The organism is Brachybacterium sp. GCM10030267, assembly GCF_042666875.1.
GTDB lineage: Bacteria > Actinomycetota > Actinomycetes > Actinomycetales > Dermabacteraceae > Brachybacterium.
This window is the reverse complement of record NZ_JBHTCX010000009.1, coordinates 69,400-88,501: the sequence shown is the minus strand read 5'-3', so window position 1 is coordinate 88,501 and position 19,102 is coordinate 69,400. Positions and strand designations below refer to the sequence as shown.

General features: G+C 71.7%; 17 protein-coding genes. 7 read left to right on the top strand and 10 right to left on the bottom strand.

Annotated elements, in window-relative coordinates:
* Positions 1-104: 104 nt before the first annotated feature.
* Together ACFQS2_RS08065 and ACFQS2_RS08060 are read left to right on the top strand one after the other, a co-directional pair.
* Positions 105-2,333 (top strand): NADP-dependent isocitrate dehydrogenase, encoded by a 2,229-nt coding sequence (locus ACFQS2_RS08065; protein WP_377793307.1) that lies wholly within the window; start codon positions 105-107, stop codon positions 2,331-2,333.
* A 123-nt stretch (positions 2,334-2,456) separates the two neighbouring features.
* The gene (locus ACFQS2_RS08060; RefSeq protein ID WP_377793306.1) at positions 2,457-3,248 is read left to right on the top strand and encodes an alpha/beta fold hydrolase; all 792 of its coding nucleotides are present in this window, start codon (positions 2,457-2,459) and stop codon (positions 3,246-3,248) included.
* Here the strand turns inward: ACFQS2_RS08060 and ACFQS2_RS08055 are convergent.
* The 4 genes from ACFQS2_RS08055 to ACFQS2_RS08040 form a co-directional block, all read right to left on the bottom strand.
* Positions 3,238-4,038 (bottom strand): sulfite exporter TauE/SafE family protein, encoded by an 801-nt coding sequence (locus tag ACFQS2_RS08055; protein WP_377793305.1) that lies wholly within the window; start codon positions 4,036-4,038, stop codon positions 3,238-3,240. The two genes, ACFQS2_RS08060 and ACFQS2_RS08055, sit on opposite strands and share 11 nt — an antisense overlap.
* A gap of 106 nt (positions 4,039-4,144) precedes the next feature.
* Positions 4,145-4,642 carry a thiol peroxidase gene (gene tpx, locus ACFQS2_RS08050; RefSeq protein ID WP_377793304.1) on the bottom strand — a complete coding sequence of 166 codons (498 nt, stop codon included), beginning with the start codon at positions 4,640-4,642 and terminating at the stop codon, positions 4,145-4,147.
* A 94-nt stretch (positions 4,643-4,736) separates the two neighbouring features.
* Positions 4,737-5,669, bottom strand: coding sequence for a glycosyltransferase family 2 protein (locus ACFQS2_RS08045; protein WP_377793303.1), 933 nt, complete (start codon positions 5,667-5,669; stop codon positions 4,737-4,739).
* Positions 5,666-6,553: a glycosyltransferase family 2 protein gene (locus ACFQS2_RS08040; RefSeq protein WP_377793302.1), complete on the bottom strand. Its 888-nt coding sequence runs from the start codon at positions 6,551-6,553 to the stop codon at positions 5,666-5,668. The genes ACFQS2_RS08045 and ACFQS2_RS08040 overlap by 4 nt, the downstream gene beginning before the upstream one ends.
* Before the next feature lie 173 nt (positions 6,554-6,726).
* Between ACFQS2_RS08040 and ACFQS2_RS08035 the strand changes: the two genes are divergently transcribed.
* A complete protein-coding gene (locus ACFQS2_RS08035) occupies positions 6,727-9,204 on the top strand; it encodes a phosphoketolase (RefSeq protein WP_377793301.1) in 2,478 nt (825 codons plus the stop codon).
* Positions 9,204-9,488: an acylphosphatase gene (locus ACFQS2_RS08030; protein WP_377019359.1), complete on the top strand. Its 285-nt coding sequence runs from the start codon at positions 9,204-9,206 to the stop codon at positions 9,486-9,488. Before ACFQS2_RS08035 ends, ACFQS2_RS08030 begins: the two co-directional genes overlap by 1 nt.
* On the opposite strand, the gene ACFQS2_RS08025 is transcribed toward ACFQS2_RS08030, so the two are convergent.
* Together ACFQS2_RS08025 and ACFQS2_RS08020 are read right to left on the bottom strand one after the other, a co-directional pair.
* Positions 9,478-10,626, bottom strand: coding sequence for an MFS transporter (locus ACFQS2_RS08025; protein WP_377019360.1), 1,149 nt, complete (start codon positions 10,624-10,626; stop codon positions 9,478-9,480). The genes ACFQS2_RS08030 and ACFQS2_RS08025 overlap by 11 nt on opposite strands.
* A 143-nt stretch (positions 10,627-10,769) precedes the next feature.
* The gene (locus ACFQS2_RS08020) at positions 10,770-11,417 is read right to left on the bottom strand and encodes an SDR family oxidoreductase (RefSeq protein ID WP_377019361.1); all 648 of its coding nucleotides are present in this window, start codon (positions 11,415-11,417) and stop codon (positions 10,770-10,772) included.
* Positions 11,418-11,557: 140 nt separating this feature from the next.
* Here ACFQS2_RS08020 and ACFQS2_RS08015 point away from each other — a divergent pair, with 140 nt between their 5' ends.
* Complete coding sequence (locus ACFQS2_RS08015; protein ID WP_377019362.1) at positions 11,558-12,565, top strand: DUF808 domain-containing protein; 1,008 nt, start codon at positions 11,558-11,560, stop codon at positions 12,563-12,565.
* Positions 12,566-12,647: 82 nt separating this feature from the next.
* Here the strand turns inward: ACFQS2_RS08015 and ACFQS2_RS08010 are convergent, their stop codons facing one another.
* Positions 12,648-13,160 (bottom strand): phosphoribosyltransferase, encoded by a 513-nt coding sequence (locus tag ACFQS2_RS08010; protein ID WP_377793300.1) that lies wholly within the window; start codon positions 13,158-13,160, stop codon positions 12,648-12,650.
* A gap of 246 nt (positions 13,161-13,406) precedes the next feature.
* Here ACFQS2_RS08010 and ACFQS2_RS08005 point away from each other — a divergent pair, with 246 nt between their 5' ends.
* On the top strand, positions 13,407-14,213 hold the full coding sequence (locus ACFQS2_RS08005) for a TIGR02206 family membrane protein (RefSeq protein WP_377793299.1): 807 nt from the start codon (positions 13,407-13,409) through the stop codon (positions 14,211-14,213).
* On the opposite strand, the gene ACFQS2_RS08000 is transcribed toward ACFQS2_RS08005, so the two are convergent.
* Complete coding sequence (locus ACFQS2_RS08000; RefSeq protein ID WP_377793298.1) at positions 14,161-17,385, bottom strand: GH92 family glycosyl hydrolase; 3,225 nt, start codon at positions 17,383-17,385, stop codon at positions 14,161-14,163. The genes ACFQS2_RS08005 and ACFQS2_RS08000 overlap by 53 nt on opposite strands.
* A 97-nt stretch (positions 17,386-17,482) precedes the next feature.
* Between ACFQS2_RS08000 and ACFQS2_RS07995 the strand changes: the two genes are divergently transcribed.
* A complete protein-coding gene (locus ACFQS2_RS07995) occupies positions 17,483-17,959 on the top strand; it encodes a hypothetical protein (protein WP_377793297.1) in 477 nt (158 codons plus the stop codon).
* Positions 17,960-17,968: 9 nt separating this feature from the next.
* Here the strand turns inward: ACFQS2_RS07995 and ACFQS2_RS07990 are convergent, their stop codons facing one another.
* Positions 17,969-18,562, bottom strand: coding sequence for a thymidine kinase (locus ACFQS2_RS07990; RefSeq protein ID WP_377793296.1), 594 nt, complete (start codon positions 18,560-18,562; stop codon positions 17,969-17,971).
* Between the two features lie 5 nt (positions 18,563-18,567).
* On the bottom strand, positions 18,568-19,083 hold the full coding sequence (locus tag ACFQS2_RS07985) for an O-acetyl-ADP-ribose deacetylase (protein WP_377793295.1): 516 nt from the start codon (positions 19,081-19,083) through the stop codon (positions 18,568-18,570).
* Between the last annotated feature and the right edge of the window lie 19 nt (positions 19,084-19,102).

Below are 19,102 nucleotides of genomic sequence, written 5' to 3'. Positions count from 1 at the left end.
GTACCGTGGAGGCGACCGGATCGACGCCGCCGGCCCCGTTCCGCCGTCGATTAGTCTTGACGTCAAGACACATGACGCACCGACCCGAGGGAGCCCCGCGACACATGGCGCGCATCATCTACACCCACACCGACGAGGCACCGATGCTGGCCACCGCATCGTTCCTGCCCATCCTCGACGCCTTCTCGGACACCGCCGGGATCGACGTCACCACGCGTGACATCTCCCTGGCCGGCCGCATCATCGCCGCCTTCTCGGATCTGCTGCCCGAGGACCAGCGGGTCCCCGATTCCCTGGCCGAGCTGGGCGAGCTGGCCAAGACGCCCGAGGCGAACATCATCAAGCTGCCCAACATCTCCGCCTCGGTCCCCCAGCTGAAGGCCGCCGTGAAGGAGCTGCAGGATCAGGGCGTCGCCCTGCCGGACTATCCCGAGTCCCCCTCCACGGACGAGGAGAAGGACATCCGCGCCCGGTACGACTCGGTCAAGGGCTCGGCCGTGAACCCCGTGCTGCGCGAGGGCAACTCCGACCGGCGCGCTCCCGCCGCGGTCAAGAACTTCGCCAAGGCCCACCCGCACCGGATGGGCCAGTGGAGCGAGGACTCCAAGACCGCCGTGGCGACGATGGGTCAGGACGACTTCCGCTCCCGTGAGCAGTCCGTCGTGCTCGAGGGCGAGGACACCCTCTCGATCGTGCACGTCGGCGCCGACGGCACCGAGACCGTGCTGAAGCCCTCCGTGCCGGTGCTGGCCGGTGAGGTCGTCGACTCCTCCGTGATGAGCGCCGAGGCGCTCGACGCGTTCCTGCGCGAGCAGATCGCCGCCGCCAAGGAGCAGGGTGTGCTGTTCTCCCTGCACCTGAAGGCGACCATGATGAAGGTCTCCGATCCGATCCTGTTCGGCCACGCCGTGCGCGCCTTCTTCCCGACGCTGTTCACCCAGTTCGGCGACCAGCTCGAGGCCGCGGGGCTCTCCCCGAACAACGGCCTCGGGGGCATCCTCGCCGGTGCGGAGGACCTCGAGGAGTCGGTGCGGGCCGGGATCAAGGCCGCCATCGAGCAGGACCTGGCCGACGGCCCGGATCTGGCGATGGTCAACTCCCACAAGGGCATCAGCAACCTCCACGTCCCCTCCGACGTCATCGTCGACGCGTCGATGCCCGCGATGATCCGCACCTCGGGCCACATGTGGAACAAGGACGACCAGGAGCAGGACACCCTCGCGGTGATCCCCGATTCGTCCTACGCGGGCGTCTACCAGGCCACCATCGAGGACTGCCAGGCCCACGGCGCCTTCGATCCCACCACGATGGGCACCGTGCCCAACGTCGGTCTGATGGCGCAGAAGGCCGAGGAGTACGGCTCGCACGACAAGACCTTCGAGATCGCCGCCGATGGGCAGGTCGAGGTGCGTGACTCCTCCGGCGCCGTGCTCATGAGCCACGGGGTCGCCGCGGGCGACATCTTCCGCGCCTGCCAGACCAAGGACGCCCCCGTCCGCGACTGGGTCCAGCTCGCCGTGCGCCGCTCGCGCGAGTCCGGGATGCCCGCCGTGTTCTGGCTCGACGAGACACGAGCGCACGACCGCAACCTCATCGGCAAGGTCGAGGCGTACCTGGCCGAGGAGGACACCGAGGGCCTGGACATCCGGATCATGGCTCCGATCGAGGCGACCAGGCACACCCTGGCGCGCGTGCGCCGCGGCGAGGACACCATCTCGGTGACCGGCAACGTGCTGCGTGACTACCTCACCGATCTGTTCCCGATCCTGGAGCTGGGCACCAGCGCCAAGATGCTCTCGGTGGTGCCGCTGATGAACGGCGGCGGTCTGTTCGAGACGGGCGCCGGAGGTTCCGCCCCCAAGCACGTCCAGCAGCTGGTCGAGCAGAACTACCTGCGGTGGGACTCGCTCGGCGAGTTCCTGGCCCTGGCCGAGTCGCTGCGGCACCTGGCCCGCACCGCCGGCAACGACCGGGCGCGGGTGCTGGCCGACGCGCTGGATCGGGCCACCGAGACGCTGCTGCACGAGGGCAAGTCCCCGCAGCGCAAGCTCGGCACCATCGACAACCGCGGCAGCCACTTCTACCTCGCCCTGTACTGGGCGCAGGAACTGGCCCAGCAGAGCGAGGACACCGAGCTGAAGGCCGCCTTCGAGCCCATCGCCACGGAGCTCGTCGATGCCGAGGACACCATCACCGAGGAGCTGATCGCGGTGCAGGGCTCCCCGGCGGACATCGGCGGCTACTACCGCCCGGATCTGGAGAAGTCCGCATCGGTGATGCGCCCCTCGCCGACGTTCAACCGGATCCTCGAGGAGATCTCGGCGGCCCTGTGAGGCCTCCCCTCCCCTGAGCGTCCTGGAGTCCGGCCCGGCCCGCAGTGCGGACCGGGCCGGACTCGTCCCGCCGCTCGGCCCCGCACACCCTCACCGCCCACCGCCCACCGCCGGAAGGATCCCGTGCCCCTCGTCCACTCCCCCGCCGACGGGGTCCGGCTGCGCTACGACGTCTCCGGGTCCGGGCCGGCCCTGGTGCTCCTGCACGGGTCGGTGCTGTCGCGGGCGATCTGGCGCGGGCTGGGCTACCTCGCGCCGCTGGCGGCCGAGCACACCGTGATCCGGGTGGACCTGCGCGGTCACGGAGGCTCCGAGAAGCCGCACGAGAGCTCGAGCTACGCCCAGGATCGGTTCGTCGCGGACCTGCTGGCCGTGCTGGAGGCGGAGGACGTGGACCGGGCCGGCCTGATGGGGTACTCGCTGGGGGCGCGCGTGGCCCTCGCCGCGACGCTCGAGCATCCCGAGCGGGTCACCCATCTGGTGTGCCTGGGCGGCTCCGCCGCAGCGCAGCGCGGGGCCGTGGACTCCGTGTTCTTCCCGGGCGTCATCGACGCGGTGCGCGAGGGCGGGATGGAGGCGTTCTGCGCCGGCCAGGGACTGGGGCCGGACGTCAGCTCGCGCCGGGCCCGCGCCACCCGCGAGGCGTTCCTGGCCGCGGACCCGCTGGCGATGGCGGCTCTGCTGACCGCCACGGACGCCACCCCCGGCGTCTCCGAGACGGTCCTCGCCGCCTGTGAGGTCCCGACGCTGTGGATGACCGGGACCGAGAACCATCCCCGGTTCGAGGAGTCCCGGCACGCGGCGGAGACGATGCCGGGCGCCGCCTTCGTCCCCCTGCCCGGCCGGGACCACGGCGGGACCCTGTCCCCGCCCGACGAGGTGCTCGCACGCGTCCTGCCGTTCCTCAGCCGGTGATCTGGCGGACGATCGCGACCAGCGCGACGACCACGATGATCCCGCGCAGCAGCCAGTCGGGCAGCTTCTTGGCCAGGTGCGCACCGAAGTAGCCGCCCAGCAGGGCGCCGACGGCGATCGCCGCGGTCGCCGGCCACACGATCTCGGAGCCGATCAGGAAGTGCGCGAGCACGTAGACGGCCGCGGCCGCGACGTTGACCACCAGGCTCATCAGATTCTTGATGCTGTTGACCGACCCCATCGTGCGCCCCGTCAGGGCACCGAGGATCCCCAGGTAGAGGATGCCCTGGGCAGCGGTGAAGTACCCGCCGTAGACGGAGGCGGCGCCCATCGCGCCGACGAGACCGGGTGACCGGTACGGGCTGCGCTGCGGAGCCGACGCCGCGCGCGCGGCCCGCCGATCCTGCCGCGCGCGGATCGCGGCGGTGAGCCGCTTCTGGAAGATCACCAGAGCGAGGGCGACGACGATCAGCACCGGCACGACCACGTCCAGCGCCTCGGCGGGCGAGAGCAGCAGGAGGATCGAGCCGAGGCCCGCGCACAGCGCCGTGACCAGGACCAGCGGCGCCAGATTGCCCTTCTCCTCGGCGATCTCCCGGCGGTAGCCGAGGGTCGAGCCGATCGTGGAGAACAGGATGCCGACCGTGTTGGTGCGCACGGCGGTCCCCGGTGGCATGCCGAGGGCGAGCAGCACCGGCAGCGTCAGGAGCGACCCCGAGCCCACCGCCGCGTTGATCGCTCCGGCGAGGGTGCCCATCACCAGCAGGACGATCAGCGAGACGGGTTCCACGACGTCCGAGCCTACTGCCGCGCGGGCGTGGTCCGGGCACCCGGGCCCCGCGCGCGGGTCGCGTCAGGAGCGGGAGCTCGCGCCGGGACGGTCGGGGCCAGGACGGTCAGCTCAGGGAGGCGACCGCGGCGTCGTAGTCCGGCTCCTCGGCGACCTCGGCCACCTGCTGCGTGTGCACGACGTTGCCGTCGGCGTCGGCGACGACGACGGCGCGGGAGAGCAGGCCGGCCAGCGGGCCGTCGCTCATGGTCGCGCCGTAGTCCTCGCCGAAGCTGGAGCGGAACGCGGAGCCGGTGACGACGTTCTCGATGCCCTCGGCGCCGCAGAAGCGGGCCTGGGCGAAGGGGAGGTCCTTGGACACGCACACGACCACGGTGTTCTCGAGCGAGGCGGCGAGCTCGTTGAACTTTCGCACGGAGGTCGCGCAGGTGCCCGTGTCGAGCGAGGGGAAGATGTTCAGCACGATGCGCTTGCCGGCGAGGTCCGCACTGGAGACGGGCCCGAGGTCCTGGCCGACGAGCTCGAAGGCCGGCAGCGGGGAGCCCTGGGCGGGCAGCTCGCCGACGGTGGTCACGGGAGTGTTCTTGAAGGTGATCGAAGCCATGCCCCCATCCTCACGGTCAGCGGCGGAGGGCACAAACCGGGTCCACCGCCGGCGGGGTCGCGCGTCCGCCGGCGGGTCGCGCGCCGCGTCGGCACTACCGGTCGCCGCGGCGCTGTCGGGGCCCGCTGGGTCTGCCGTAGCGCCGGGCGGTGCTGCGGCGCTGAGCCTCCTCCAGCGCCCGGAAGCGGCGCTCGATCCTGGCCGGCAGGGGGCGCCGCTGCCGCAGCACCCAGCCGGCTCCGCGCAGCGCGTCCCAGAGCGCCAGTGCGGTCAGCCGATCGCGCGGTGCCGTGGCCAGCACGTCGCGGGTCCGCCGCAGCGCCGCACCGAGCGGCCGGCGCAGCCAGATGAACCATAGGGTGTTGCGCAGCCCGTGCCGGAGGCGCAGCCGGGGGTCACGCTGCGTGGAGGCCTGGTGATGGACGATCACGTCCGGCAGGTGGACCAGCTCCCAGCCGGCGGTCGCCAGGTCGGCCGCCAGCAGCTCCTCCTCCCCGCCGAGCCACAGCCGTTCGCTGAAGCCGCCGGCCGCGAGGAAGGCGCTGCGGCGGACCATCGAGGCACCGGCGAGGAAGCTGCCGAGGGTCGGGCCGGGCATCCACGGCGGGCCCTCGACCGGCGAATGGAGCAGTTCGGCGTTGATCGGGTCCTCGCGTCCGCCCGGCTCGACCAGGATCCTGCCGGTGACCACCCCGAGGCGGGGATGCTCGGCGAGCGCGTCGGCCGCCCGGCGCAGGGAGCCCGGCTCCCACCAGGTGTCGTCATCGCAGAAGGCGACGAACGGCGTCCCGACCCGCTCGAGGCCCACGTTGCGCCCGACGGCTCCCAGGTTCACGGCACTGGCCACCAGGTCCACCTCGGGGAACCGCTCCCGGACGGCTTCGGCGGTGCCGTCCTCGGAGCCGTTGTCCACGACCACCACGTGCGGCTGCTCGGGCAGCTCCCGCAATCGCGAGATCGCCAGCAGTGCCTCGTCGCGCCGGTTGTAGGTGATCATCACGACCGCCACCCGCTCGTCGGGACTCATCGCCGCTCCTCGTCCGACGCCGAGCGGGCCGGGCGCGCAGCGGGTCCGGAGCGCACCAGGGCGAGGGCGGCCTCGGTCGAGGGCGAGACCGGGCGCCGCCGCCGCAGGGCGGCCGGGGCGCGGCGCAGGGCACCCAGCAGGCCCCATCGGCCGCGCGTCCCCGAGCGCAGCGCCGTGACGACCTCGGCCCGCACTCCCGACCACGGACGGCGCAGCAGGGCGGTGAGGATCCGGCTGCGGATCGCCTCGGTCTGACGGCGCCGGGCGGACTCGCGATGGGGCGAGGGGTGGTGGTGGGCGCGGATCTCGGGCACGTAGCTCAGCTGCCAGCCGGCGTCGAACAGGTCCAGCGCCACCCGATCCTCCTCCCCGGGGAAGCGGATCACGTCGTCGAAGCCGCCCGCCTCCAAGAACGCGTCCCGACGCACGATCGCCCCGCAGCCGACGAAGCCGAGCAGCAGCGGGCCGGGCGCGTCGTCCGCAGTGCCCAGCGGGGAGGCGGCGAGCACGGCGTTCAGCGGGTCCGGGCGCTCCTCGGGCCCCACGGCGATGGAGCCCGCGATCAGCCCGAGCCGCGGGTGGGCATCGAAGACGTCGACGGCTCGCGCCAGCGCCCCGGGCGCCCACCAGGAGTCGTCGTCGGCGAAGGCGACGTAGTCGGTGGTGGCCAGTTCGGCTCCGATGGTGCGTGCCTGCGCGCCGATGTTCTCGGGCAGCGTCACGAGGCGCACGTGGGGATGGGCGCCGCGCACCGCCGCGACGGTGCCGTCCGTGGAGGCGTTGTCCAGGACGATCACGGGGGCCTCGTGGTGACCGAGGTGCTCCACGAGCTCGTCGCCGCGGTTGCGGGTGGCGATCACGACCGTGACCCGCTCGACGCTCATGCGGCACTCCCCTCGATTCCTCGGCTTCGTCGGCTCCGTCGCTGTCGGCCCACAGTAGCGAGGCCGGTCCATCGCACGAGCGGGCCGGAGGTCCCTTCCGCCGGCCCGGTCCGGGTCGTACCGTGAACGTATCCCCTCCGGGATCTCTGTTGCCCGAGCTGCAGGAAGGCGCCATGACCACCGTTGCCAGCTGGCCGAACTCCCCCGCCGAGACCCCCACCGACGAGGAGCTCGAGCGGCTCCACGGGTGGTGGCGGGCAGCGAACTACCTCTCGGTCGGGCAGATCTACCTCAAGGACAATCCGCTGCTGCGCCGCCCGTTGCAGCGCGAGCACGTCAAGCCGCGTCTGCTCGGGCACTGGGGCACCACTCCGGGCCTGACGTTCCTGTACGCCCACGCCAATCGGGCGATCTCCCAGCGCGGCCTGAAGGCCATGTACATCACCGGCCCCGGGCACGGCGGTCCGGGACTGGTCGCCGCGAGCTACCTCGAGGGCACCTACTCCGACGTCTACCCCGCCGTCAGCCGGGACGAGCGAGGACTGGCTCGCCTGTTCACGCAGTTCTCCTTCCCCGGCGGGATCCCCTCGCACGTGGCCCCGGAGACCCCGGGATCGATCCATGAGGGCGGAGAGCTGGGCTACGCCCTCTCCCACGCCTACGGCGCCATGTTCGACCGGCCCGACGAGATCGCCTTCACCGTGGTGGGGGACGGAGAGGCGGAGACCGGTCCGCTGGCCACCTCGTGGCACTCCAACAAGTTTCTCAATCCGCTGACCGACGGGGTGGTGCTGCCGATCCTGCACCTGAACGGGTACAAGATCGCCAACCCCACCGTCCTGGCCCGTATCGGCGACGACGAGCTCGAGGACCTGATGCGGGGCTACGGGCACACCCCGCTGCTGTTCCGCGGCGGCTTCGACGACGAGGATCCGATGGCCGCGCACCGGCGCTTCGCTGAGGTGCTCGATACGGCCCTGGACCAGATCGCGCAGATCAAGCAGCAGGCCCGCGAGGACGCCGAGGCCGGGCGGGAGACGACGCGACCGGCCTGGCCGATGATCATCTTCCGCTCGCCGAAGGGCTGGACCGGACCGAAGACCATCGACGGCAAGGTGACCGAGGGCTCGTGGCGCTCCCACCAGGTGCCCCTGCCCAACGCCCGCGACACCGAGGAGCACCTGGCCGATCTGGATTCCTGGTTGCGCTCGTATCGCCCCGAGGAGCTGTTCGACGAGTCCGGCGCCCTGCGCGCCGAGATCGCCGCCGCGGCCCCGGAGGGTGAACTGCGGATGTCCGCCAACCCGGCCACCAACGGCGGCTCCGTGCTGAAGGACCTGCGGCTGCCCGATTTCCGCGACTACGCGGTGGAGGTCCCCTATCCCGGCGCCTCCACCGCTGAGGCGACCCGGGTCCTGGGCACCTGGCTGACCGATGTCATCGCCCAGAACCCCCACAGCTTCCGGATCTTCGGGCCCGACGAGACCGCCTCGAACCGGCTCCAGGGGGTCTACGACGTCACTGACAAGCAGTGGAACGCCGAGTTCGAGCCGCACGACCGCGAGGAGCACCTGGCGCCGACGGGCCGGGTGATGGAGATGCTCTCCGAGCACCAGTGCCAGGGCTGGCTGGAGGGGTATCTGCTCACGGGCCGCCACGGCATGTTCTCCTCGTACGAGGCCTTCATCCACATCGTCGACTCGATGGTCAATCAGCACGCCAAGTGGCTGAAGGTCACCAATGAGCTGGAGTGGCGGCGGCCGCTGGCCTCCCTGAACTACCTGCTCAGCTCGCACGTGTGGCGGCAGGACCACAACGGCTTCTCCCATCAGGATCCGGGCTTCATCGACCACATGGTCAACAAGAAGGCCGAGATCGTGCGGGTCTACCTGCCGCCGGATGCCAACACCCTGCTGTCGACCTACGACCACTGCCTGCGCTCCCGCCAGTACGTCAACGTGGTCGTCGCCGGCAAGCAGCCGAACCCGAACTGGCTGAGCATGGACGAGGCGATTGTCCACTGCGCCCGCGGGCTGGGCATCTGGGAGTGGGCCGGCACGGAGGTCACCGGGGAGGACCCCGACGTGGTGCTCGCCTGCGCCGGGGACATCCCCACCATCGAGACGCTCGCGGCCGCGAAGATCCTGCGGGAGCAGGTGCCGGGGCTGAAAGTGCGGGTGGTCAACGTGGTGGACCTGATGCGCCTGCAGGACGACAGCGAGCATCCCCACGGGCTCTCCGAGCGCGACTTCCAGGGCATCTTCGGCGAGGACGTGCCGGTGATCTTCGCGTACCACGGATACCCCTGGCTCATCCATCGCCTGGCCTACCGTCACGACCGCATCGGCCGCGTCCACGTGCGCGGCTACAAGGAGGAGGGCACCACCACGACGCCGTTCGACATGCTGATGCGCAACGATGCCGACCGCTACCACCTGGTCATGGACGTGATCGACCGGGCCGGCCTGGCCACCCGCTACGCCGGGCTGCGCCAGCAGATGTCCGACCTCCGCGTGCGCGCCCGGGCGTATGCGTACGAGCACGGGGAGGACGTCCCCGAGATCGCGGGCTGGCAGTGGGACGACAATGCCGACGCGGCCGGCGAGGAGGCGCCGCCCCAGGCCTCCGACACGGGAGGGGACAACGCGTGATGGCAGGCGCTGACGACGTCCGCCGGATCGTGCGGGTCAGCGGCAGGGTCCAGGGCGTCGGCTTCCGGATGTCGGCCGCCGCCGAGGCGGAGCGTCTCGGGGTCGGCGGCACGGTGCGCAACCTGCTGGACGGCACGGTGGAGGCCGACGTGGAGGGCGCCGGGGACGCGGTCGAGGCGATGGTCGACTGGCTGCGTCAGGGCCCACCCGCCGCTCGGGTCTCCGACGTCGAGGTGCGCGAGGACGCTCCCCGCGGCGCGGAGACGATGCGCATCATCGGCTGACGAGGTACCGCACGGCCACTGCCACCCCGGCCCCGACCATCACGGCCGAGGTCAGGATCATGGTGGTCTGGCCGGCGGCGTCGATGATCAGCCCGCCGATCAGGGCGCCGAGGGCGATCGCCGTGTTGAACACGGCGCTGTTCAGGGCGGTCCCCTCCTCCATGACGTCCTGCGCCTCGGTGCCGACGAATGCCTGGATGGCGACGGGGGCGGCGCCGGCGAAGAGTCCCCACACCGGCATGATCGCCAATGCCGAGACGGTTCCCTGCATCAGCGCCACCACGGCCAGCAGCGACAGACCGAGCCCGGCCGAGACGACGAGCACGCCCAGCGGTGCGCTGCGCCTGAGCACCGGCGCCACGGCGAAGTTCCCGAGCAGGCCGGCGAGGCCGAAGGTCAGCAGCATCGGGCCGATGTCGGTGACGGCGATCCCTGCCCGCTCCAGCAGGATGGGGCTGACGTAGCTGTAGGTGATGAACTGGGCGATGACCACCAGCCCGGTCAGCGCGACGGCGTACCGGACGCCACGGGTGCGCGCGGCGACCAGCATCATCGCCGGGGTGACCTTGACCGCGGAGTGCACCGGCCGCACCAGCACCGCGATCGCCACGGCGACCAGGGCGGCCACGCCGCCGACCACGCCGAAGGCCTCCCGCCAGCCCAGGTGGGTGCCGATCCACGTGGCCACCGGCACGCCCATCACCAGCGCGCTCCCGGAGCCCGCGAACGCGACGGTCAGCGCCCGGGCGGTCTGCTCTCGCGGCACCTGTCCGACGGCCACGACTGCCATCACGGCCCAGTACAGGCCGATCGCGATGCCCGCGAAGAGCCGGGCGAGCAGGAGCATGGTGAAGCTCGGGGCGATGACGCTGAGAGCGCAGGAGACCACCACCGAGACCAGGGCGATCACCAGTACGATCCGTCGGTCCAGGGTGCCGACGACCACCGGGGTCACGACGGCGACGACGCCGGCGAGGATGCCGGGGACGGTCACGGCCAGGCCGCCGACGCCCTCGCTGACCCCGAGGTCCGGTGCCATCACGCTGAGCACCCCGATCGGCAGCTCCTCGATCGTGATCAGGACGAAGATCCCCATCGCGAGCGAGAGAACCGCCGCCCACCGCCGTACGACGTCCACACATCCTCCTTCTGCGAGCAAACCCCTCACGGTACGGCACTCGTGCAGGTCAGGTCAGGGCAGGGCATGCCGGGGCCCATGGACGCGCCACGGCCCCGGCATCGGGCGATGCCGGGGCCGTGGGCCGGGGAACCGGAGCGGGGTCAGATCGCCGCGTCGAGCGCGGCGCCGATCTCCTGGTCGCCGTCGTTGAAGGCGAGGAACTTCCCGATGGTGCCGGGCCGCTCGAGCGCGGCCACGATGGTGCGGGCGACGTTCCCGCGCGAGACGTGACCGCCCTCGGGGACGCCCACCTCGATCCGCCCGGTGGGCTCGTCGAGGGTGAGACCCGACGGGGCGAGGATCGTCCAGTCCAGCTCGGTGCCCTGGAGGTGGGCATCGGCCTGGGCCTTGGACTCGGCGTAGGCGAAGAACGGGTCGTCCTCGGAGACGCCGTGATCCGGCCCGGCTCCGAAGTAGCTGATCATCACGTAGCGCGTCGCACCGACGCGCCGGGCGGACTCCATCGAGGCGATCGCGGCCCCGCGGTCCACGGCCCACGTGCGCTCGGGGTTGCCGCCCCCGGCGCCGGCGGCCCACACCACTGCGTCGTTGCCGCGCAGCAGCTCGTCCCAGCCGTAGGCGTCGAGGGTCTCGATGTCGGCCACGACCGGTCGGGCACCGGCCGCCTCGACGTCAGCGCTCTGATCCGGGTCGCGGATCACCGCGTTGACGGTGTGTCCTGCCGTCGACAGCAGCGGCTCCGCCAGGAGCGCGACCTTGCCATGTCCTCCGATGAGTGCGATATCCATGCACCAACTGTGGCACCGCGACGACGACCGCGTCGAGATACCCCGAGCTTCATTCCGCTGCGGGCAGACAAAGGAGCGATCCCCGGTATCCTGACCCGGGTCGCCACCGGGGCGGCCGCGCCCTCAGGGAAGGAACCAGCATGGCCGGTGGACTCGCCGCACTGCTCGATGACGTGGCCGCCCTGGCGAGGCTGGCCGCGGCCAGTACGGACGACATCGCCGCCGCCTCCGCCAAGGCCGGATCCAAGGCCGTCGGCGTGGTGATCGATGACACGGCCGTGACCCCGCAGTACGTCCAGGGCATCAAGCCCAAGCGCGAGCTCCCGATCATCTGGCGGATCACCAAGGGTTCGCTGGTCAACAAGCTCGTGTTCATCCTGCCGGTCCTGCTGCTGCTCAGCACGTTCGCGGACTTCCTGCTCACCCCGATACTCATGCTCGGCGGCCTGTATCTGAGCTTCGAGGGCGCCGAGAAGATCTGGGAGCTGGTCAGCGGCACGCCGAAGAAGGCCCCGGCCGCCGCGAAGGGCGCCGACGCGGAGAAGAAGATCGTCTCGAGCGCCGTCCGCACCGACCTCATCCTCTCGGCCGAGATCATGGTGATCTCGCTGAACTCCGTCGAAGCACCCGACATCTGGACCCGCGCCGCGGTGCTCGTGGTGATCGCGCTCGGTATCACCGTCCTGGTCTACGGAACGGTCGGGATCCTGGTGAAGATGGACGACGTGGGCCTGGCCATGGCCGCCGAGGAGAACTCGGCGGCGAAGCAGCGCATCGGCAACTCTCTGGTCCGGGCCATGCCCGTGGTCATGGACATCATCAGCTATGTCGGCATGGTGGCGATGCTGTGGGTCGGCGGCCACATCCTGCTGGTCGGCACCCACGATCTGGGACTCGCTCAGCCCTACGGCTTCGTCCATCACCTCGAGGAGGCCGTCGCCGGGATCGCCGCCGTCGGTGGAGTTCTGGGCTGGCTGATCAACACGTTCTTCTCGTTCCTGATCGGTCTGCTCGTCGGCGCCGTCCTCGCGGTGATCATGCACTTCCTGCCCTTCGGTCACCACGGCGGGGACGAGGGACACGGCGCCGGTGACCAGCCCGGCGACGACGCGGCGGCCCCCACCGAGAAGCCCCGGACGGAGCACTGAGCCGCTGGGAGCACCGCCGGGGAGATCGCGAGGGGCGGCCCCGCGGGGACCTCGCGGCGCGGCTCCCGCGCCGACCTCGCGGTCAGCCTGCCTGAGCGGTGACCGGGGGCTCCGCCGACCAGGGGAAGACGATCCATTCGTCGGTGCGGCGCCAGACGAAGTCGGGAGCGACCACCGAACGGGACTTCGCGTACAGCACGGCGCTGCGCGCGTCGGCCCCCTGCTCGCGCAGCAGGTCCAGCACGAGTGCGAGGGTGCGCCCGGAGTCGGCGACGTCATCGACCACCAGCAGCCGCTTGCCGCTGATCGACTCGGTGTCGAGCATCGGCGCGAGCAGGACCGGGTCCGGCAGCGTCTCGTGCACGTCGGTGTAGAACTCGACGTTGATCGCGTCGGCGAGCTTCAGCCCCAGGGCGTAGGCGAGTGCGCCGGCTGGCACCAGGCCGCCACGGGCGACGGCGATGATGATCTCCGGCGCGAAGTCGGAATCGGCCACCGTTCGTGCCAGCTCCCGCGACGCAGTGCCGAACAGCTCCCAGCTGAGGACCTCCTTGGTCACCAGCTCGGACGAATCGGCGTGAAAGGCCTGGGACATCGCATCTCCTCGGGTGTTCGGCGCGGGGACCCCCGATGCTATCGGCCCTCGGCCGGGGGCGCCGTACCGTAGGCACCGCACCGCACCGCACCGCATCGCACCGCCACGGGGCGGGGCCTCCCGACTCTCTGATGGCCGAGGGCCGATAGCGGCCCCGACGGGCAGGCATCCTCGTATGCTCTGCTGGGACGCTTCGACGGATCCGCGCCGGGCGGAGCCGGACCGCACCGACGGGGAGGATCAGCGATGCCGGAGTCGGACCGGATCGGGTACATGCCCGCCTACGGGACCACGCACCTCGGAGTGCTCCTGATCATCGTGCTGGCGGCGATCGCCCTCGTGGTCTGGGCGCGGCGCGTCGAGCCCGCCACGGCGGACCGGGTGCTGCGCGCTGCCGGCTGGGTGCTGCTGGCGAACTCGGTGTTCTGGACGGCGTGGGGCTTCATGCCCTGGTCCTGGAACATCGACGAGTCGCTGCCCCTGCACTACTCGGACGTCCTGCGATTCCTGATCCCGCTCGCGCTGATCACGCAGGCCCGCTGGGCGATCGTGATCACGTACTTCTGGGGACTGACGCTGAACATGCAGTCGGTGCTGACCCCGGATCTGAACTACTTCGTCTCGGTCCCGCTGGAGTTCTCGGAGTACTGGGTCGCCCACGCGACCGGGGTGCTGGCCCCGGTGGTGCTGGTGTGGGGACTCGGGTATCGCCCCACCTGGCCGGGATATCTGCTCACGTATGCCGCCACGGTGGCGTGGGCGATCATCGCCTTCACCGGCAATGCGCTCACAGGCGCCAACTACGGCTATCTCAACCGCGCCCCGGAGGGCGCGAGCATTCTGGACGTCATGGGCCCCTGGCCGCAGTACCTGCTGGTCGAAGCGATCGCGATCGCTCTCGTGTGGGCGCTCATGACCTGGCCCTTCACCGCGATCGATCGGCGCCGCGGCACTCCCGCCACGGGACGTGGCGGGCTGCTGCGGCGACGGCGAGGAGATCTCAGCCCAGCAGCTCCAGCTCGGCCAGGCGCAGAGGCCCCTGCGCGGTGGTGATCACCAGGCGGTGATGGGTGCACGCCCGCGGCGTCGCGATCCGGAACGGACGTGTCTGGCGCCGCCAGCGGAACGACTCCCTCGAGCGCTTGTCCAGCACCGTCCAGTTCTCGCCGTCGACCGAGCCCTCGACCCGGAAGGCGATCGGGTCCCCGCCCTCCTGCGCCGAGGAGGTCAAGGTGAGGAACCGCGCCTGGAGGGGCTCGCCCAGCTCGGGCAGCTCGATCACCGCGTCGGCCGTCTCCCAGGAGCGCTCGGTGCGGGAGTCGTCGTCCCGCACCGGATCCGCGGGATCGGCCGCGAAGAGGTCCCGCAGCGGCTGCGGCCGGTGCCCCGCCGGAGTCGGTGAGGGCGGCACCTCGCCCCAGCCCGTCGGCTCGGCGCCGAGGCGGAAGCGGAGCGTTCCGCGCAGGTCCCCGTGCTCGATCCAGGAGTCCCGGTGCTCGCGGCCGTCCACGCTGAGACCCGTGATGACGTCGTGGGCCGGAGCCTGCCCCTCGGCGGTGATCGTGAACGGCTCACCGCCCAGCGGCCGCACCGTCGCCCGCTCGAACAGCGGTGCCACCAGGTGGTAGCGGCCGGTGCCCAGCTGCAGCGGGTACAGACCCAGCGCCGTCAGCAGCCACCAGGCGCTCATCTCGCCGTTGTCCTCGTCGCCGGGATAGCCCTGGCCGATCTCCTCACCGACGAACAGGCGACGCTGGACCTCGCGCACCACCTGAGAGGCGCGGTGCGGCTCGCCCGCGTGGTGGAAGAGGAAGGGGATGTGGTGGCTGGGCTGGTTCGAGACGCCGAACTGGCCCATCCGTACCGCGCGGGCCTCGAGCATCTCGTGGATGACGTGCCCGTAGGTGCCCTTGAGGTCGGCACGCTCGGGGGTGTGGAAGAACTCCTCCAGCTTGGCGCGCAGCCCGGCGCGGCCTCCGTACAGCGCGGCCAGGCCCTCGCCGTCATGGGGGACGTGGAAGGCGAAGTTCCAGCCGTCGGTCTCGGTGAAGTCCCCGCCCCATACCCGCGGGTCGAACTCCTCGGGGCTCCGGGCGAAGCCGCCGTCGGCCCGCCGGCCCTGGAAGAACCCGACGCCGGGGTCGAACAGCAGCAGATAGTTCCGGGCTCGGGCTCGCAGGTACTCCGCCTCCTCGCGCAGCCGGGCGGCGAGGCGGGCGTCGTCGGCCTCCGTCTCCTCGGCGAGCAGCTCGGCCTGCGCGGCGAGCCCGGCATCGTTGATGTGGGCCTCCAGTGCCCAGGAGACGGATTCGGGGGTGTCGGTGTCGACGTAGCCGGTGAACACGGCCCGCTCGTTGCCCTTGCGGCCCACCTCGGGCTGCGTGGGGGCGACGGTGGCGTTGCGCAGGCCGGCCTCGTAGGCGGCGAGCGGGTCCGGCAGCGTGACGCCCTTGACGGCGAGGTCGGCGATGGCGATGTCGCTGCTGGTGCCGGTCATGCAGTCGGCGTAGCCGGGCGAGGACCAGCGCGCGATCCACCCGCCCTCGCGGTACTGCTGGACGAAGCCGTCGGCGAGCTCTGCGGCGAGATCCGGGTACAGCAGCGCGTAGGCGGGCCAGGCCGTGCGGTACGTGTCCCAGAAGCCGTGGTTGACGTACATCCTGCCGGGCAGCACCTGGGCGTTGGTGCGGGTGTCGGTGGCCTCGCCCTTGACCGCGAGCACGGGGCTGGCGTGCACCGGTTCGGGCCGCTCCGGGCTGCCGGCGTTCTCCCAGTGCGAGCTGGGGTAGAGGTTCAGGCGGTACAGGTTGCCGTACAGGGTCCGCAGCTGGGGCGGGGTGGCTCCGGCCGGTTCGATCACGCGCAGGCGCTCGGTCCAGGCGGCGTGGGCCTCCGCGCGCACCTGGGCGATGCTGCGCCCCTCGACCTCGTGGGCGAAGGTGCGCCGGCCCTGCTCGAGCCCGATGAAGCTGGTGACCAGACGCACGGTGACCCGCTGCGTGCCGGGTTCGAAGGTCAGCACGCTGGCGCCGGGCGAACCGCCGCGCGAGGGGCCGACGGCCACCGGCGCGGGCTCGACCTCGGCGAGGACGAACATACGGGTCGCCCCCTCGCCGGCCACCGGGTCCACCCACGCGCGCAGCCTCCCGTCGAAGACCGCACCGGCGGCGTCGATCCGGGCGTGCTCGTCGGTCCCCTCGAGCAGCAGGTGCCGCGGGGAGGGCTCGGCCGGGAAGTCGATCTCGCAGACCGCGCCGTGGTCGCTCGGCGCCAGACGCAGCGAGGTGCCGCCGTCGAGGGCCACCTCGTACAGGTCCGGGCGCGCAGTCTCGGCGGCATGATCGAAGCCCAGGGCGCGGGCCTCCGGATCGGCGTCGGGCTCCTCACCGGCAAGCGGCATGAGGACGAACTGGTTGCGGTCGCCCATCCAGGGACTCGGCTGGTGCGAGACCGCCAGGCCCTGCAGGCGCGGGCGGTTGTCAGCGCCGTTGCGGCGGTGGTACTCGTACAGCCAGCGCCGGGTCCGGGCGTCGGTGAGGGGCGTGAACATCGCGAACCCGTTGGGCATGGCGGTGGCCGGGACGTTGTTGCCCCGGGAGAAGTCGCCGGAGGCGTGCGTGCCGCGCCGGGTGTCGACCCAGGCCACGGGGTCACCGGCCGGCGGGTCCGCGGGCCTCGGACCGATGTAGGGGCCGTCGATCCACCCCGTCAGCCGCTCGGGCTCCGCGGGACCGGCGCCCTCGAGGTCGCCCTCGGCGGCGTCCACGAGGTCGGCCTCGGGATCGGCCGGAGCGTCGGCGACCAGCACGACCTCCGCGATCGTGCGCCCGGCCGCGGCCCCCAGGGCGACCTGCACGTCATTCCACTGGTCCGCGTACAGGATCTTTCCCTCGCCCATCCCCCGGGCGGTGGCCTCGGTGCCGTACTGGTCGCGCGGCTCCAGCTCGGAGAGACGGGCGCCGTCGGTGAAGATCAGGTCGACCGCGACGTAGGTCGCGCCCCAGGTGAGCGCTTCGTCCAGCTGCGGGTGCACGAACACGCGCAGCACGTCATCGTCCTGCACGATGCGCCCGACGGGCTCGTCGACCCCGTCGAGGGACGGCAGCAGGGACTCGGCCCGCTCCCCCGGCTCGACGGTGTACCGCAGGGCAGAGGCGGCGAGGAAGCCGGCGCCGTCCTTGCTGGTGGGAGATCCGACGGGGCCCGGGTCTGCGGTGACGATCATGGCCGTAAGGCTATCGATACCGGCTCGCGCATCGCACATCGCCTCGCGGTGCGGAATACTGCGTCACGACACGGCTGCCGGTCCTCGGGGGGAAGACATGGTCGACGCACAGTTTCCGCGCAGCGCGCGCAGGCGCCCGCTGTGGCATTGGCTGCTGGCCGCGGGCATCGCCGCGGTCGGCCTCGTGATCGTGGGCCTGTTCGCGGTGATCATCGCCTGGCAGGTCCTCACCCGCGGGAATCCGCAGTCGACGCTCGAGGACTTCTACTCCTCGCTCCAGTCCGGCGACTGCGAGCTGTTCGAGGACTCGACGACGCAGGAGTACCGCGAGTCGACGGGGCTGACCTCGTGCGAGGTCTTCGAGGAGACCGTCGGCGGCATGTCCGGGATCGACTACGAGGTCACCGAGCGCACCAACCGCCAGGGCTACGCGATCTTCGACGTGACCGAGACGTACACCGTCGACGGCCGGGACACCGAGGTCCAGCTGCAGTACTTCGTGCGCCGCACCGACGGCCAGTGGGATCTGGACGGGATCCGCCTGGTCGAGCCCGGGGACGACCCCATCACCTGATCCGGGCCATCACCTGTTCCGGGCCCCGTCCGGCCGCTGGAGCCGGTGGCTGCGGCAGCGTGCCTGGTAGGACTCGCTGCCCCCGACCTGCTCGGCCGTGGGCCGCAGCGCATCGCCCGCCTCCCCGGCCAGGCGCACGTGGAAAGCCGCGTCGGCCCCGCAGACCGCGCACACCGCGGTCAGCTTCACGGCCTCCTCGGCGACGGCCATCAGGGCGGGGACCGGGTCGAACGGCTCCCCGTCGTAGGTGACGCAGAGCCCGGCGACCTCCACGTCGATGCCGGCCTCCAGCAGCTGCTCGATCACCGGCGCGATCGAGGGGCCGAAGAACTGTGCCTCGTCGATCGCGAGCTTGTCCGGACGCTCCCCGTCGAGGACCTCCAGCACGTCGCGGGCCTCGCCGAGCATCCTGGCCGGTGTGGAGCGCCCGATGTGGGTGCTCAGGCGACCGGGTCCGGCACGGTCGTCCAGGCGGTGGCCGATGACGTCGACGCGCAGGCCGGCGAGCCGCGAGCGGTGGACGCGTCGCAGCAGCTCTTCGGTCTTGCCGGCGAACATGGGGCCGGCGATCACGGTCAGCCGAGCTGCTTCGGGGCGGCGCATGGAGGTCACAGTACGCCGCGGAACGCCGCCTCGGCCGCCTCGCCGTAGGGCACGAACAGCACCTCGGCGATGTCGGCGCCGACCTCGTCGTCCATCGACCGGACCGTCTCGACGGCGATCCGGGCCGCATCCGGGAGCGGCCAGCCGTAGACGCCGGCGGAGATGGTGGGGAAGGCGACGCTGCGAGCGCCGATCGCGGCCGCGACGCGCAGTGATTCGCGGTAGCAGGAGGCCAGGGTCTCCGAGCGGTCCTCGTTCGTCGCGTGCACCGGGCCGACCGTGTGGATCACCCAGCGGGCCGGCAGGTCACCGGCTGTGGTGGCGACCGCCCGACCGGCGGGCAGGCCGTCGGGCAGCTCGTCCTCCCGCAGCCGTCGGCACTCGGCGAGGATCTCGGGCCCGCCGCGGCGGTGGATGGCGCCGTCGACGCCTCCGCCACCGAGCAGGGAGGAGTTCGCCGCGTTGACGATGGCGTCCGCGGCGGTCGTGGTGATGTCTCCGGGGGCGATCCGCAGCTCCATCGGCTCAGGATACCGAGCC